16 protein-coding genes are annotated in these 13,724 nt (G+C 52.0%); all 16 read right to left on the bottom strand.

Features of this window, described 5'->3' with window-relative positions:
• Nucleotides 1-89: 89 nt before the first annotated feature.
• On the bottom strand, nucleotides 90-590 hold the full coding sequence (locus IO95_RS14015; protein WP_023488917.1) for an AmiS/UreI family transporter: 501 nt from the start codon (nucleotides 588-590) through the stop codon (nucleotides 90-92).
• 195 nt (nucleotides 591-785) lie between these two features.
• The gene (locus tag IO95_RS23545) at nucleotides 786-1,619 is read right to left on the bottom strand and encodes a mechanosensitive ion channel family protein (RefSeq protein WP_023488916.1); all 834 of its coding nucleotides are present in this window, start codon (nucleotides 1,617-1,619) and stop codon (nucleotides 786-788) included.
• A 46-nt stretch (nucleotides 1,620-1,665) separates the two neighbouring features.
• On the bottom strand, nucleotides 1,666-2,895 hold the full coding sequence (locus tag IO95_RS14025; protein ID WP_023488915.1) for a beta-ketoacyl-ACP synthase: 1,230 nt from the start codon (nucleotides 2,893-2,895) through the stop codon (nucleotides 1,666-1,668).
• On the bottom strand, nucleotides 2,892-3,623 hold the full coding sequence (locus IO95_RS14030; protein ID WP_023488914.1) for a 3-ketoacyl-ACP reductase FabG2: 732 nt from the start codon (nucleotides 3,621-3,623) through the stop codon (nucleotides 2,892-2,894). The genes IO95_RS14025 and IO95_RS14030 overlap by 4 nt, the downstream gene beginning before the upstream one ends.
• Nucleotides 3,620-4,096 (bottom strand): 3-hydroxydecanoyl-ACP dehydratase, encoded by a 477-nt coding sequence (locus IO95_RS14035; protein ID WP_023488913.1) that lies wholly within the window; start codon nucleotides 4,094-4,096, stop codon nucleotides 3,620-3,622. The genes IO95_RS14030 and IO95_RS14035 overlap by 4 nt, the downstream gene beginning before the upstream one ends.
• The gene (locus IO95_RS14040) at nucleotides 4,093-5,262 is read right to left on the bottom strand and encodes a beta-ketoacyl-[acyl-carrier-protein] synthase family protein (RefSeq protein ID WP_023488912.1); all 1,170 of its coding nucleotides are present in this window, start codon (nucleotides 5,260-5,262) and stop codon (nucleotides 4,093-4,095) included. Before IO95_RS14040 ends, IO95_RS14035 begins: the two co-directional genes overlap by 4 nt.
• 1 nt (nucleotide 5,263) lies before the next feature.
• Entirely contained in the window at nucleotides 5,264-5,851 is a 588-nt protein-coding gene (locus tag IO95_RS14045; RefSeq protein ID WP_023488911.1) for a DUF3261 domain-containing protein, read from the bottom strand.
• Nucleotides 5,848-8,166: an MMPL family transporter gene (locus IO95_RS14050; RefSeq protein WP_235186771.1), complete on the bottom strand. Its 2,319-nt coding sequence runs from the start codon at nucleotides 8,164-8,166 to the stop codon at nucleotides 5,848-5,850. The genes IO95_RS14045 and IO95_RS14050 overlap by 4 nt, the downstream gene beginning before the upstream one ends.
• Entirely contained in the window at nucleotides 8,138-8,743 is a 606-nt protein-coding gene (locus tag IO95_RS14055; RefSeq protein WP_023488909.1) for an outer membrane lipoprotein carrier protein LolA, read from the bottom strand. The genes IO95_RS14050 and IO95_RS14055 overlap by 29 nt, the downstream gene beginning before the upstream one ends.
• Nucleotides 8,740-9,162: a thioesterase family protein gene (locus IO95_RS14060; RefSeq protein ID WP_023488908.1), complete on the bottom strand. Its 423-nt coding sequence runs from the start codon at nucleotides 9,160-9,162 to the stop codon at nucleotides 8,740-8,742. The genes IO95_RS14055 and IO95_RS14060 overlap by 4 nt, the downstream gene beginning before the upstream one ends.
• Before the next feature lie 3 nt (nucleotides 9,163-9,165).
• Entirely contained in the window at nucleotides 9,166-10,869 is a 1,704-nt protein-coding gene (locus IO95_RS14065) for a glycosyltransferase (protein ID WP_037385802.1), read from the bottom strand.
• A 20-nt stretch (nucleotides 10,870-10,889) separates the two neighbouring features.
• Nucleotides 10,890-11,243, bottom strand: coding sequence for a hypothetical protein (locus tag IO95_RS14070; RefSeq protein WP_023488906.1), 354 nt, complete (start codon nucleotides 11,241-11,243; stop codon nucleotides 10,890-10,892).
• On the bottom strand, nucleotides 11,230-12,591 hold the full coding sequence (locus IO95_RS14075) for an acyl-CoA synthetase (protein ID WP_023488905.1): 1,362 nt from the start codon (nucleotides 12,589-12,591) through the stop codon (nucleotides 11,230-11,232). The genes IO95_RS14070 and IO95_RS14075 overlap by 14 nt, the downstream gene beginning before the upstream one ends.
• Complete coding sequence (locus IO95_RS14080; RefSeq protein ID WP_023488904.1) at nucleotides 12,588-13,169, bottom strand: membrane protein; 582 nt, start codon at nucleotides 13,167-13,169, stop codon at nucleotides 12,588-12,590. Before IO95_RS14080 ends, IO95_RS14075 begins: the two co-directional genes overlap by 4 nt.
• An 8-nt stretch (nucleotides 13,170-13,177) precedes the next feature.
• Nucleotides 13,178-13,426 carry an acyl carrier protein gene (locus IO95_RS14085; protein ID WP_023488903.1) on the bottom strand — a complete coding sequence of 83 codons (249 nt, stop codon included), beginning with the start codon at nucleotides 13,424-13,426 and terminating at the stop codon, nucleotides 13,178-13,180.
• 13 nt (nucleotides 13,427-13,439) lie between these two features.
• Nucleotides 13,440-13,697, bottom strand: coding sequence for a phosphopantetheine-binding protein (locus IO95_RS14090; RefSeq protein WP_023488902.1), 258 nt, complete (start codon nucleotides 13,695-13,697; stop codon nucleotides 13,440-13,442).
• Nucleotides 13,698-13,724 lie beyond the last annotated feature (27 nt).

Below are 13,724 nucleotides of genomic sequence, written 5' to 3' on the forward strand. Positions count from 1 at the left end.
GTCACATAGTTATCTATGCTCCTGGCGACTCCCAGACTTGCCGCCTGCAAGAAAATCGAATTATTTTGTGTATACAGGGGTGTTGACGCTCAATTGGGCCAATTTCCGGTGAGCATCAGAATGCCGGGCAACCAACAGGTGAATATCCCCACCAGCAACGTCATATGGGGCAACGCTCGTCCCAGGTCGCGCTTCAACCCCTGGGCAATAAAGAACATCAACCACAGGCAGCCCCAAGCTAACCATAGCACCGTAAACAACCAGGCTTTTTGGTTGACACTCAGCAAGGCAAAAACCAGTGTATTTATCGCCACAAACAGGCAGTACCATCCAAACCCACTACCATCCAGTGACCACCATTGCACCACAGAGAGATAAAGATAGGTAAACGCAAACAGTAAACCACCCGCTGCCGCCAGTAATGCCGGGTTATCCGTGGCCCGCACAATCCCCAATGCATTAACCCCTAGCGCCAATAACCCCACTAACAGATTGAAGGGGGCACATTCCCGTGCTGCGACTCGGCCATAAAGTGACTGGGCATTCACTAACAACACTGCACCAATAAATAATAAACTCAGCCCTAACATACTCTTCTCCTTGGCTTGGCAGACATGCCCGTCCATGATGGGTCAGCGAGATTCTACTGACTAAGAAACTTCGCAACAGTATCAGTATAATTCGCCGAGCAAATAAATAACTTATTGATTTTCAATATTAAAATTCGATCTTCATCTCTGATTACGGAGTTTTCTTGATAAACACTCACAATGACGCTGTTTAAATCAGAGGAAGCTCGGGCCTGGCGCTGGTCCCCAGGCGGGATCCCCTGAAAAACCGCTGGCAAGGCGAGTCAGTAATTTCGATCGAGTTTCGGCGATAGCTTCACTATCTTCACCATGAAAGCAAAGTTCCAACTGCGCTACAGCCCCATCAATATGGGTCAAAATACAGCACCCAACGGCCTGCTGCCCAAGCACTTCTGCAGCAAGGGCTTGAGCCCGCGAGCAGGCGGCAGCAATATCAACACTGCGATCAATCGAAATTTTGATCCTCATCGGGAAGTGGGTACTGTTAACGTTAAGGTTGACTGCCACCTGACTGGCCGCAGCACTGTTTGGGATCACCACCAACCGCCCATCCCCGGTACGTAATGTGGTGTAGCCCAGGGAAATAGTCTGCACTACCCCAATCTCGGTGCCACTGGGTACCGCCACCTGTAAGGTATCCCCCAAGCGGAATGGCCGGTAGATAGTAATAGCAAGGCCGGCGATTAAGTTGCCCAGCGTACTTTGCGCAGCCAGACCCAGTACCACCGATACCACGCTGGCACCGGCCAACATTGCCGTTCCCATAGTTCGAAGTGCTGGAATCAGGTGAGCATACAGAATCAGTGAAACCACCCAGATCAACGCTGACAGCAATTGTTGCAAGAAGTTGATGGTGGTGCGGTCAAGATGCTCGTGACGCGATATCGCCTTACTCACCGTGAGCGACAAACCGCGGGACAGTATCAATGCGCCGAGTATAAACAAAAAGAGGTAAATCAGCGCCCCGAACAAACTATCCGGGCTTAGAAAGGAAAGCAAATTAACTTCCCCAAGCTTTAATGTGTGCATTTTTTGTTCTCTCTGGCTATCACTTAATATTCCTCAACCAAGCTGTTTACGCCCAGCGCTTAATAATCAGCGAAGTGTTAATGCCACCAAAAGCGAAGTTATTACTTTGCAGGTATTCGCAATCAATATTACGTGCTTCCCCCATAATGTAATCCAATGCTCCGCACTGCTTATCTGGCGTATGCAGGTTGAGTGTCGGGGCAAACCAACCTTCACGCATCATTTGCAGACTCATCCAAGCCTCCAATGCACCACAAGCCCCTAATGTGTGACCAAAATAGCTTTTTAATGATGAGATTGGCACATTATCACCATAAATCGCGGCGGTAGCCTGACTTTCAGCAATATCCCCCCTATCAGTCGCCGTACCGTGGGCAGAGATATAACCAATATCACCTGGGCTTAAACCAGCCATCTGTAGTGATTGCTCCATGCAAATCTGCATGGTTTCACGCTGTGGCTGGGTGATATGTGCGGCATCACAATTAGTGGCAAAGCTGACGACCTCACCATAAATGGTTGTCCCTCGCGCTTTGGCATGTTCCAGCTCTTCCAGGATCAACGTTCCTGCACCTTCACCAATCACCAGTCCATCACGCTGATGATCGAACGGTGCCGGCGTCGTCTGGGGCGCGTCGTTACGCTGGCTGGTCGCGAACAGGGTATCAAACACCGCCGCTTCTGAGGGACATAGCTCTTCTGCACCGCCAGCAACCATCACCGTCTGATAACCATGGCGAATCGCTTCCCAGGCATAACCAATGGCTTGGCTACCCGAGGTGCAGGCACTGGAAGTCGGGATCACCCGCCCACGCAGGCCAAAGAACAACCCGGTGTTAACCGCCGTGGTGTGTGGCATCATCTGTACATAGGTGGTGCCGGTAATATTATTGGTGTGTTTCTCAGTTAACATGGTGGCGAATTCGCTCACTGGCCCCGTGCTGCCCGTTGATGAGCCATAGGCAATACCGGTCCGCCCCTGGGTCAGAACCGGATCATCAATCAGCCCGGCCTGAATCAACGCCAACTCTGTCGCCCGGGTTGACATCAGTGACACTCGCCCCATGGAGCGAATACGCTTCCGGGTATAGTGCTCAGGCAACACAAAGTCATCGATTGGGGCTGCCAATAACGTATGCAAGCCAGAGTAGATTTGCCATTCTGGCATGCTGCGCACTGCATTTTTATAGCCCAACAGCCGACGGGACACTGCTTGCCAATCCTCACCAAAGGCGGTGACGCCCCCCATTCCGGTAATCACTACACGGCGTGTCATAACATCCCTCCATTGATAGAGATAACCTGGCGGGTAACATAACCGGCAATATCAGACATCAAATAACTCGCCAACCCAGCGACTTCTTGCGCTTGCCCGATACGCTTCATGGGAATCATCGCCATCGCCTCTTGTAATGCAGCCTCTTCCATCTCAATCATGCCGGTATCAATCAAGCCCGGCGCAATACAGTTCACCGTAATTTTGCGTTTTGCCAATTCAACGGCCAGTGCTTTGGTCGCACCAATAATCCCTGCTTTAGCGGCACTATAGTTAACCTGCCCACGGTTGCCCATCAGGCCAGAAACGGAAGAGAGGGTAATAATACGACCACCTTGACGTGTAGCGATCATTGGCATCACACAGGGGTGAATCACGTTATAAAAGCTGTCGAGATTAGTGTGGATTACCGCTCCCCAGTCATCGCCACTCAACGCGGGGAAAGCCCCATCGCGGGTAATCCCCGCATTGCTGACCACGCCATACCACGGGCCATGTTCTGCCATATCCTGTTCGAGGACCTCCTGACATTGCTGGCGGTTGGCTACATCAAAGCATAGCAAGCGCCCTTGCCCCCCGGCGGCGATCAGGGTCTCGCGTGTCGCCTCTGCGCCTGCGCGGTCCTGATGATAATGTATACCGACGATAAATCCATCTGCCGCCAACTGGCAGGCAATGGCACGCCCGATACCTTTACTGGCCCCCGTGACCAAAACTGAACGACTCATGTAGTAGATCCCTGATTAAAAAGTAATGTTAGCTCTTCCGGCGCGGGTTGAAAGGTATTTACACGGCCTGTCGCCAGCGTGTGATTTTCCACGCAGATGGTACAGTCAAAACTACCAAACCGTTGATCTTGCATCAGTAGCTTAACCTCAATATCCAGCACCGCACCGGCTGGCAAACTACCGGCAGTGCAGACCAACTCCCTGGCTCCCAGCACCATGCCAAGCGTGATACTTTGTTGGCCTTGTTGCTGACGATGCCAACCAGACCAAACGCCAATGGTTTGCGCCATCAACTCCAACGCATACCAACCTGGCAAGTTACCCTGACCATCAAGAAAGGGGGCCAATACGCTGTCAGCTGTCACGGCGACCCGGCAATGCGCACTCTCCTCGCTGACACTCACCACTTCAGCCAGCAGTAACATGGGTGCATCATGTGGCAGGTAGTTCACCGGCAGTAAGTAATCACTCATGCCACTCTCCCCAGCAGAATACTGGCGTTATTGCCACCAAAGGCGAAAGAGTTAGACAAAATAACCGGACGCGCCAGGGGTGCTGCGGTATGTAATAGACCGCAAGGCGGTAAATCGGGGTCCAGCGGTGAACGACTGAAATCCTGGGGTGGCAATGGCAGATTCTGCAACAAAATCAGTGCGCTGATAGCCGCTTCGGTGATGCCGGCGGCTCCCAAGGTATGCCCGGTTAAATGCTTGGTCGAACTGCAAGGCACTCCGGTACCGAACAGATCATGTACCACTTTGGATTCAATCTGATCATTAAGTAATGTGGCCGTGCCGTGCAGATTAATATAACCCACGTCCGCAGGTTGTAGACCCGCCTGCTGCAACGCCTGTTGAATAGCGCGTATTGCCCCCTCTCCTTGTGGGTGTGGTGCTGAAATATGGTGGGCATCGCTCGACTCACCTACCCCCAGCACGGCAATTGGCTGTGGTTCACGCGTCAGTACCATCAGTGCTGCACCTTCACCAATGGTAATGCCGCTACGGTCACGGCTAAACGGCTGACAAAGAGTAGTAGAAAGCGACGCCAGACTATCGAACCCGTTAATCGGCATCCGGCTTAAGGTATCAGCCCCACCGACAATCGCCATATCCGCCAAACCTGCTTCGATCAACCTGCACCCACTGATGATCGCCCGGGCGCTGGAAGAACAGGCGGTGGAAAGCGTAAATGCCGGGCCACTCAATCCTAGCCAACGGCTGAGAAAGCGCGACGGGTCACCCAGTTCTTGTTGCGCGTAATGCCAACTTGAACTCTCTTCACCATTGAGCCGCAGATTAACGTACTGATCACCTTCATCCAACCCAGACGTGCTGGTACCCAACACCACTGCGATGCGCTCAGGACCAATAGTCCGTATCGCCTCATCCACCACCGGTTGAATTTGTGCCAGCGCTGCCAATAGCAGTTGATTATTGCGGCTACGATGGGGGGCAAAACTGTCGGGAATCGGCGGTAATTCACCATCAACACCCCCTAACACCACTGGCAGATCATTCTGTAACCAACCCGGGCGCGGACGCATACCTGGCGCAACACCGCGCGTCAGGTTGGCCGCAATCTCCGCGTTCGATTGTCCTAAGGCGTTAATCATGCCGATAGCAGAAATGTAAATCATATCAGTCGCCCAAATATTGAATGCCGATGTGATATTTAAAGACATGCTGCCTGATGCTAATAGGCTCACGTTTGCCTTTACGCTGTAAATAGGTGATTTCAGTGACCAGTTTGCCGCTGGCATTGCGCAACTCACGCTTATCCCCTTGATCAACCAGGGTCCAGCCTTTGGGTAATTGCTTCTGCCAGGCACTAATCGGCCAATGGCTGAGCATCACATCAGCTAAAACCTGACTGGCTGGCGGCAATTGTGGCACCACTAACGCCTGCTCGGTATGGATGCCATTATGGTCATAGGTGAGCAGAAACAGACGGATCCCCACAGACGAGAGACCTGCCAACGTAATTTGGTTGGCGTCAGCGTTCAACATCACCAACAAAGACTGGGTTTGCCCGTTAAAACTGCCCGTCAGCAACTGTTGAGAATTCACTTCTGGCGTAATGCCCGGAGCCGGTAGCGTCACCCGCACGCCAGGCTCAAGCCACGCCTGTGGGGCGGAGCTATCTGCGGGGCCGAGGGAATGGCGACAACCACTCATTAACAGTACCCCAAGCAGCATAACCGTATGCCAAAGGTGGTTCTTTCTCATTTTTTTCTCTCTTTTCGGTCAGGCATGGCTAATGGGGAAAGCAGAAAAGCAGTAAAGATCCCACTCACCAACACCATCCCAAAGTTACTAATTGCTTGTGTGGTACTAAAAACCAACATGCCTAGCGTAAGTAATGTGGTCATCATCGCCAGCGTGATCGCCAGCAATGAAGTCACCGGCGTACCCCGTGGATTACTGAAAAACAGGGTGTAGTTAATACCGATCCCCAAAACCAGCACCAGTGCCAATAACGAAAACAGGTTCACCGCATGACCACTCAAGGATAAAACAGCCAGCCCACAACTGAGGGACAGCAACGAAGGTACCAGGCTGACTAATCCTTTACGCCACCCCAGACGTATCATTGCGCCGCAGGCAATCACCGCCAGAGCCACCAGCAACAAACCAGCGAGCAGCGTGCGATAGAGCGCAAAAAGTTCGTTGAAGGTGCTTTTACGATCAACCCACGCCACGCCCTCCTGCTTTGCTGCCAATGCCTTCAATGCGGTACTGTCTGTCACACCATCAACCGGAACCAACACACCACTTTCACCGTTTGACAGCGTTAACCACATCAAACGCCACCCCTCACTGGCAGGGCTAGCAAGCCATTCATCAACTGTGACCGGCATCGCCTGCAATGCCGGGGTGATTGCCGTCAACCCCGCACTTTGCAGTGCGCGGAGGCTGGCTGGTGCCGCCTCACGTAACAGGATGAGATCCTGTTGCTGACGAACCAGCGAATTCAGTGGGAGCAAGCGAAACCCAGTCAGCGTTCCCCCCTGACGAGCCTGCTCCAAAACCGGAGTCAATGCTTCAAGGCGTTCCAAAACTTGTTGCGAGGTTGCCCCATAAACCACAAACCATTTCTGATCGACGCTTTGCCCTGTCAGGTAGGTAATCTGCTTTTCCTGCGCCAGAATCCCCTGCGGCAGCGCTTGCAACTGAGCAATATCATCATCAAACCGCAATGTCGCGATACCTGCCAATGAAACCACCGCCAGGACCGCAGGCAAGGCCCACGATAATTTTTGCTTACGCCGCCAAAACGCCAGCCAGCGCAGTAGTAGTGTCATAGCCGGAATGGGCCTGACCGGCAATCGCTGACATAACCAAGGGTGCCAGAAAAGTACCGTCAAACAGGAGGCGCTCAGCCCTGCCACGGCAAACACCGCCATCTGGCGAATCCCCGGAAAGGGCGCCAACATGACAATCAGATAGGCGATGACGGTCGTCAGCAATGCCAACAACAGCGCTTGACGAACTTTATGCAAACTTTGCCAAGGTGACACTTCGCCGCCATGGACCATCCGCTCAGTGAGATAGTAGAGCGTGTAGTCAGCGGAGATGCCAATAATGCTCATACTCATCACCAGCGTCATCAGGTGCAGTTCGCCAAAGAGCAACAATGTAGCGACGACCCCGGCCAACGCCCCAATACCTACCGAAAGCAGGCACAACAGCAGAGGGCGCAGTGAACGAAAAACCACAACAATCAGCAAGATGACGCCGAGGATCGTCGCTACCCCCAAGGTAGAGAGGTCGCTCTTCGCTTGTTGGCTGGCATAATCACTGTAAAACACCGTGCCACGCGAAAGCAGTTGTGCCTGTGGATACTCTGCCTTTAACTGGTTTTCCAACCTATTAAGCGTGGACACCACCTGGTGAGTCTGCTGCATATCAAACGACGAGTTCGCTAACTCACCATGCAGCAAATACCAGTAATTCCCCTCATCATCCTGGGTGACCAACCAGCCATCCATCAGTCGCAAACGCTGGCTATTTTGGGCCAATGCCAATTGCGAGCCGCGCATGAGCATCAAGGGATCATTTTGTAACTCTTTACCGCTCACCCCTGAAAATGCAGAGTAGAGTTGCGAGAGGATCCACTGAGCCTGGGCTTCCCCCCCATCCTGTAAGCGTTGACGTGTCGCACTGTCGAGCAAGCCATTACGATGACGCCAATAAAAGTCCCCCCAAGCCTGCTGGCTAGTCGCATCCATCGGGCCTTTGAGTTCCTTCACCCCCTTGGATTGCTGCAACAGTGTGAGCCAGTATTGCGCGACCTGCGGGTTAGCCTGTTTACCCGGGCTGACTAACCAAACCAGTTGTTTATCCAGCCGCTGCATAAAGCCGTCATTCAGTGCTGGGGGGATAGTCCCCAGGGTCTGCTTGGGCAACATGGCCAGCACACTGCTGTTGATACGCGTTTGTGGCAACATGACCAGCAAGGTACCCAGTAAAACCAGACAAAGGGCTCCCCATAACCACGCCAAGCGTTTAGCGCTAGTGTGCAGCAAAACGTTGGTTCTCATCATGGGTCAAGCTATTGGGGGTCAGCCGATGTTGGGAGAAGATAATCGTTGTGCGATCACCCTGTTTATCGTTCAGTTGGATGGTTTCCAGATAGTGCTGCCCGGACAGTTCAAGGGTGGCAAAAATTTTATCCAACGGGGTGGTGACAGGCGTTAGCTTTAACATCCAGCGGCCTTCACCTTTATCCTGGAAATCAATTTGGAAGTTTTGCTCCAATACTTTTCGATCAGCCTGAAATAGCGCGCGCAACAGATGGTTGAACTGGAACATCTGAGGGTTATTTTGTGCCGTAATCACCTGTGGTGCCTGGCCGTTAATCACTTGCACCATACGCGCATCATCCAGTATCAGCGTCATGACAAAAGGCGTTTTCTGATCCCATAACAACCCTTGTTCACGGGCAATGACCATTTCACCTTGCGAGCGCAACGGCTGTGGCAGGCCTTTGATACTGCGAGTCTGATCAAAATGAGCGCGAACCACCGGTTGTTCGGTAAAACGCTGCTGCAATTCATCCAGCGTGACGGCACTAACCCACGGAGTGAACAGCAGAATAAATAGAGGCCAGTACTTCATGGTGTCACTCCCATTCGTTCAAACAGAATTGCCGGGCAGACAAAACACATCTCCCCACTCTTTTCTTCTACCGCCACCTGAATGGTGTAACCGGTAGTGGTACATTTGCCGCTAGCTGCATCAAAAATCTGATAGTCAATGCGCAAACGGTTTTCATATTCTGTTAACCGGGCACAGACGCGGATCCGTTGTTCAAAAGTCAGGATGTTGCGGTACTTCACCCGAGTGTCCACCACTGGCCAAAGATAACCCGATGCTTTCATCTGCCGATAACCATAATCAAACTGGTTCAGTAATGCCTCGCGGGCAATTTCAAAGTAGCGAAAGTAGTTACCGTGCCAGACCACCGCCATCATATCGACATCATGGAAGGGCACTGAAAGCTCTACTTCAGCAGTAAAACGGGGATCGTTGAGCACCCTTTACTCCTTATCAACAGGTTGGCCAGGAAGTTGCCAGAAATCGAAAAAATTAAACCAATCGAGCGGCGACGCCAGCGCATAATGTTCCAGGCGCTCCGCATAGCGATCAACCGCTTGTTGCAGTGCTCCCTGGCGGTCCGCACGTGGTAACAGTAACGGGTTGGCGAAGGGTTCACAGTGTAAATACAGTTTCCCTTGCTGACGCAGGGCAAAAACCAGTAATACTGGGCAGCGCAAGACCGACGCCAGAATAAAAGGCCCCTGAGGAAAAGGTGCCGGACGCCCCATAAAACGGCTCCAAACCACACGCCAGTCACCACCGCGTTGCCGGTTAACTGCGACACGATCGCCAACAATGGCAACCCATTCACCACAGTCCAGCTTCTCTTTCAGCAATATGGCACTCTCAGGGCCGAGATGATTAACCGGGATCAGATTCAACCCTGCCTGTGGAGCCATCTCTGCCATAATCTGTTTGAAACGTTGCGCGTTATCAGTAAACACCAACGCGTTGATGGTCTTACTGCCTTGTTGTTGAGCCAGAGCACGACAGGCTTCAACATCCCCTAAATGTGACACCAACAGCAATTTTCCCGTTGGTGAAGGAACATCCAGAGTGGCCTCAGCCCCCGGTGCAAAAATAACATCCCGCCCCAATTGCAGCTCGCCTCGCCAACTGGCAATTTTGTCCAGCATGGCGTCACCAAAGCGCAAAAAATGTTGGTAGCTATTGCAACCGGCTGGGATCGGGCGCTCACGCTGGGTTAATTCATACCTCACCCGCTTGAGCCAGTTTTGCGAAGCACGGCGTGCCTGATGTGCACCAAGCCAATAAGCGGCCACGACCGGGTAGAGTAACAGTGAAAATGCTTTACGCCCCAGCAGTCGCCAGACAGTAAGCATGAGTCGCATCCCCCATAGCCCCTTGACCTCCTTTTGCTGTGCCCAGTGTGAGCTGGAACGGCGCAATAGCAGCGCTGGGATTCGTGGCAGCATGCCGAAGAACAGACGAGTATGCATCAGTGAAATACGGCAGTTATCTTTCAATGCATCAAAGTGCGACAGACCATCCTGCGGATAGGTGACGCGAGTGGGGACGAAATAACTACGGTTACCTTGCCAGTAGAGCCGCACCATCACTTCAGTATCAAAATCCATCCGTTTACCCAGGGCTACCTGCTGCGCTAATTGCAACGTAGGCGCCAGCGGATAAACGCGAAAACCGCACATGCTATCTTTTAACTGCAAAGAGAGGGTTTCAATCCACACCCAGACATGGGTTATCCAGCGGCCATAACGACGCGAACGTGGGATTGAATCGTCATAAATCGGTTGCCCGGAAATTAACGCACTGGGATGCTGCTGTGCCAACGCCATCAGTTTAGGAATATCTTCAATGGTGTGTTGCCCATCCGCATCCACCTGAATCGCGTGGGTAAACCCCTGTTGAAAAGCCTCTTCCAACCCGCGAATTACCGCAGTCCCTTTACCGGAATTGTGAGCAAGACGTACCAGCGTCACATGAGGATAACGCCCCACCAAATGTTCAAGCTCTTGGCGTGTCGCTTCATCACTGCCATCGTCCACCACAAAGCAGGGCAAACCAAAGGGCTGCAAACGTGTCAACACGCTAGCCATCATGGCTCCGTGATTATAACAAGGGATCACCACACAGAAATGGCAGGCTACGGGGGTTAGCGACATAGCAGTTAATGACATGGCAGTTAACGACATAGACGGATCTTCCCACTGCTGGCAGTCTGTCGCGCGTCACCATCATGACGTTGATAACTGAAGGTTAATACCTGCCGCTCTTCCTGCCAGTTAAGCAGCAATGTCACTCTATTTTCCGGCAGCAAAGGGGCTTGAAACTTAACGTTCGATATACTGTGAAAACGAAAACCCGGTGCCAGCAGCGTAGTGGCGTAATGCATCACCCAATTTAATTGAGCAACACCAGGCAACAGTGGCTGGGCAGCAAAATGACCCTTAAACCAGAATGAAGCCGGGTCAAGCCACAGGACGATTTCCGCTTGTGATGCCTGCAACAAATGACTTTCAATTTCATGTGGTTGCATGAAAAAGCTCCTGTAATTGCGCATAGACACGCTTATTCATACTGTTGACCGGTATCTCATCGATAATACGCCAGTAACGGGGAACGGTAACTGGCTCTAACCGAGGCAACAACGCACGACGCCACTCAAGTTCCTGTGCCGCCTTACTATACTGTTGCCATTGTTGCCGCATAGGTTCATCCAGCACCAGCAGAGCACCAATCCCCTGACGACCACCGCAACTCACTGACAGAGCTACCGCCTCCTTCACCCCTTCCAATTCCAGCAAGCGTTGTTCAATCTCGTCCAACGAAATTCGCTTCTCTTCAATCTTCACGACACGGCCACAGCGCCCCTGCAAACGGAACAAGCCGTTATCATCAAACTGCAAAATATCATCAAGCAACTGGCCCTGACTGTCGGGTATTAGGGGGGAAATAGCACGAAACACCTCACCATCGGCGTGGATCTTTACCCCCGGGAAGCATTGCCAAAGGATATCCTCCTGCTGGCGATGGCACCACGCCATAATCCCGGTTTCAGTACTGCCGTAGATTTCCTCAGGCCATACTCCCAACCAATGAGCAGTTTGAACCACATCTTCCCATGGCAGGACGCCACCAGCGGAAAGCACCATCGCTACCGATGGCGGTGTCAGTTGATGATCCAAACGTTTTAAAAAGGCCGGGCTGCTGATAAACGCATAGCGATAGGCAGGATTCAACGCGGCCAACTGCTCGGTGTAATAGAGCATCGCCGCATGTAGCGGCAACCCTAACGCCATGGGCAGAAAGATACGGAAAGTAAGCCCATAAAGATGCTGTGGCACCACAGAGGCGACAACACGGCAGCCAGCAAGGCGTTCAGCAAAGCGGTCCGCCAATAATAGCGCTTCACGATCCAGGCAGGTGATAGGCTTAATGACTCGTCGCGGCTGCCCGGTGGAACCAGAGGTAAATAACTCGACATAAGCTGACGGGTCAATTGCAGGTAATGGCTCACACTGTTCAGCCTGTTGATTAGCAGAATGAATGACAACGGTTGGACCACCCCAGGTCAGCATGCGGTCTGCCAATACGCCATTAAACAGGGCTTGTTGTTCCTCTAGCAGCGAAACCCGGCTATGCCCTGGAATAATCGGTGTTTTCCCTGCATGCAGCATCGCTAATAATGCGACGATAAATAAATAGCTGTTTTCAAAACAGAGCGCCCAGCGTTGACCCTCGTGCTGTTGCAGGGTTTTCACCAACAGCGTGACATCATAACGCAGCTGCCCCAGGGTCCAGGTCTGTTCGCCCAGCCAGGCAACCGGTGTGTCATCCGGACGAGGTGCACTCAACCACTGTGCCAGAGGAAGCGGCTTGATCATGGGGCGGCTCGTTTTATCACCTGGCGGCGTACCAGCCATTCGCCCATCATCAATATTCCCATCAGCACATAGGCTATCATGCCGTTCCAAGTCGTCCATAACCACATCTCACCATATAAAACGGTAAATAGTGCCATTGCACCATTTAAAATAAAAAACACGCACCATATTTGCGTTACCTTGCGGGTATAACGTACTCCCTCTGGGGGGAGTTCCGGTGCCTGCAAACGTGCCAAGCGCTCAACCAGCGGCATTGAACTCCATAGTGAACTGCCGAATAACACCAGCATCACCAGATTCACCATCACGGGATAAAACAACAACAACTGGTGCGCTTGCAGCAGATAGCTCAAGATGCATAAGGCAACCCCCGCCGAAACAACGCTTTGTATCACCAGGCGCATCGGGCCAATAGTCTGGCGGACCTGACGAACTCGCAAGATCAGCAAAAAAACCATCAGCGGCACTAACCAACGCAGACCGTTATAGGTCAAACCAAACCAGATAAGAAATGGCCAAGCCAGCAGCATCAGCGCTGTAATCAGTTGTATACCCCGCTGCAAACGGTAACCACCCATAGGGATTATTATTCTCGCAGCAGGTTTTCTACCGCATCCACCACATCCTGCACGGTACGGACGGCTTTAAAGGTTTCAGGCTTGATCTTTTTGCCGGTTTTCTTTTGCAGATGCACGATCATGTCAACCGCATCAATACTATCCAGCTCAAGGTCCTCATACAGACGGGCCTCTGGCTTAATATCATCAGGGGAAATTTCAAATAGTTTACCCAGAAGATCAGATACTTCCTGATAAATGGCATGTTGTTCTGTCATAGCGGATGGGCTCTTAAGCGCGTTGATTTTGGATGAAAGAAGCCAGCGTCGCCACAGAATAGAAATGCTGACGCATCTCTTCACTCTCTGCGGACAACACGATGCCGTATTGGTTTTTCACCATCAGCCCCAACTCCAGAGCATCGATGGAGTCCAACCCCAGACCTTCACCAAACAGTGCCGCGTCAGTATCGATATCATCAGGCGACAGCTCATCCAGATTCAATGTATTGATAATCAGGTTTTTTATTTCAAGATAGAGAGCTTGCATTATTATTTTTCCTTGCAACGAAATTAT

It is taken from the genome of Serratia sp. DD3 (genome assembly GCF_000496755.2).

Bases quoted from the DNA above. Each gene is read 5' to 3' on its own strand.
- IO95_RS14015 (WP_023488917.1), bottom strand. From the start codon at position 590: ATGTTAGGGCTGAGTTTATTATTTATTGGTGCAGTGTTGTTAGTGAAT.
- IO95_RS23545 (WP_023488916.1), bottom strand. From the start codon at position 1,619: ATGCACACATTAAAGCTTGGGGAAGTTAATTTGCTTTCCTTTCTAAGC.
- IO95_RS14025 (WP_023488915.1), bottom strand. From the start codon at position 2,895: ATGACACGCCGTGTAGTGATTACCGGAATGGGGGGCGTCACCGCCTTT.
- IO95_RS14030 (WP_023488914.1), bottom strand. From the start codon at position 3,623: ATGAGTCGTTCAGTTTTGGTCACGGGGGCCAGTAAAGGTATCGGGCGT.
- IO95_RS14035 (WP_023488913.1), bottom strand. From the start codon at position 4,096: ATGAGTGATTACTTACTGCCGGTGAACTACCTGCCACATGATGCACCC.
- IO95_RS14040 (WP_023488912.1), bottom strand. From the start codon at position 5,262: ATGATTTACATTTCTGCTATCGGCATGATTAACGCCTTAGGACAATCG.
- IO95_RS14045 (WP_023488911.1), bottom strand. From the start codon at position 5,851: ATGAGAAAGAACCACCTTTGGCATACGGTTATGCTGCTTGGGGTACTG.
- IO95_RS14050 (WP_235186771.1), bottom strand. From the start codon at position 8,166: ATGAGAACCAACGTTTTGCTGCACACTAGCGCTAAACGCTTGGCGTGG.
- IO95_RS14055 (WP_023488909.1), bottom strand. From the start codon at position 8,743: ATGAAGTACTGGCCTCTATTTATTCTGCTGTTCACTCCGTGGGTTAGT.
- IO95_RS14065 (WP_037385802.1), bottom strand. From the start codon at position 10,869: ATGTCGCTAACCCCCGTAGCCTGCCATTTCTGTGTGGTGATCCCTTGT.
- IO95_RS14070 (WP_023488906.1), bottom strand. From the start codon at position 11,243: ATGCAACCACATGAAATTGAAAGTCATTTGTTGCAGGCATCACAAGCG.
- IO95_RS14075 (WP_023488905.1), bottom strand. From the start codon at position 12,591: ATGATCAAGCCGCTTCCTCTGGCACAGTGGTTGAGTGCACCTCGTCCG.
- IO95_RS14080 (WP_023488904.1), bottom strand. From the start codon at position 13,169: ATGGGTGGTTACCGTTTGCAGCGGGGTATACAACTGATTACAGCGCTG.
- IO95_RS14085 (WP_023488903.1), bottom strand. From the start codon at position 13,426: ATGACAGAACAACATGCCATTTATCAGGAAGTATCTGATCTTCTGGGT.
- IO95_RS14090 (WP_023488902.1), bottom strand. From the start codon at position 13,697: ATGCAAGCTCTCTATCTTGAAATAAAAAACCTGATTATCAATACATTG.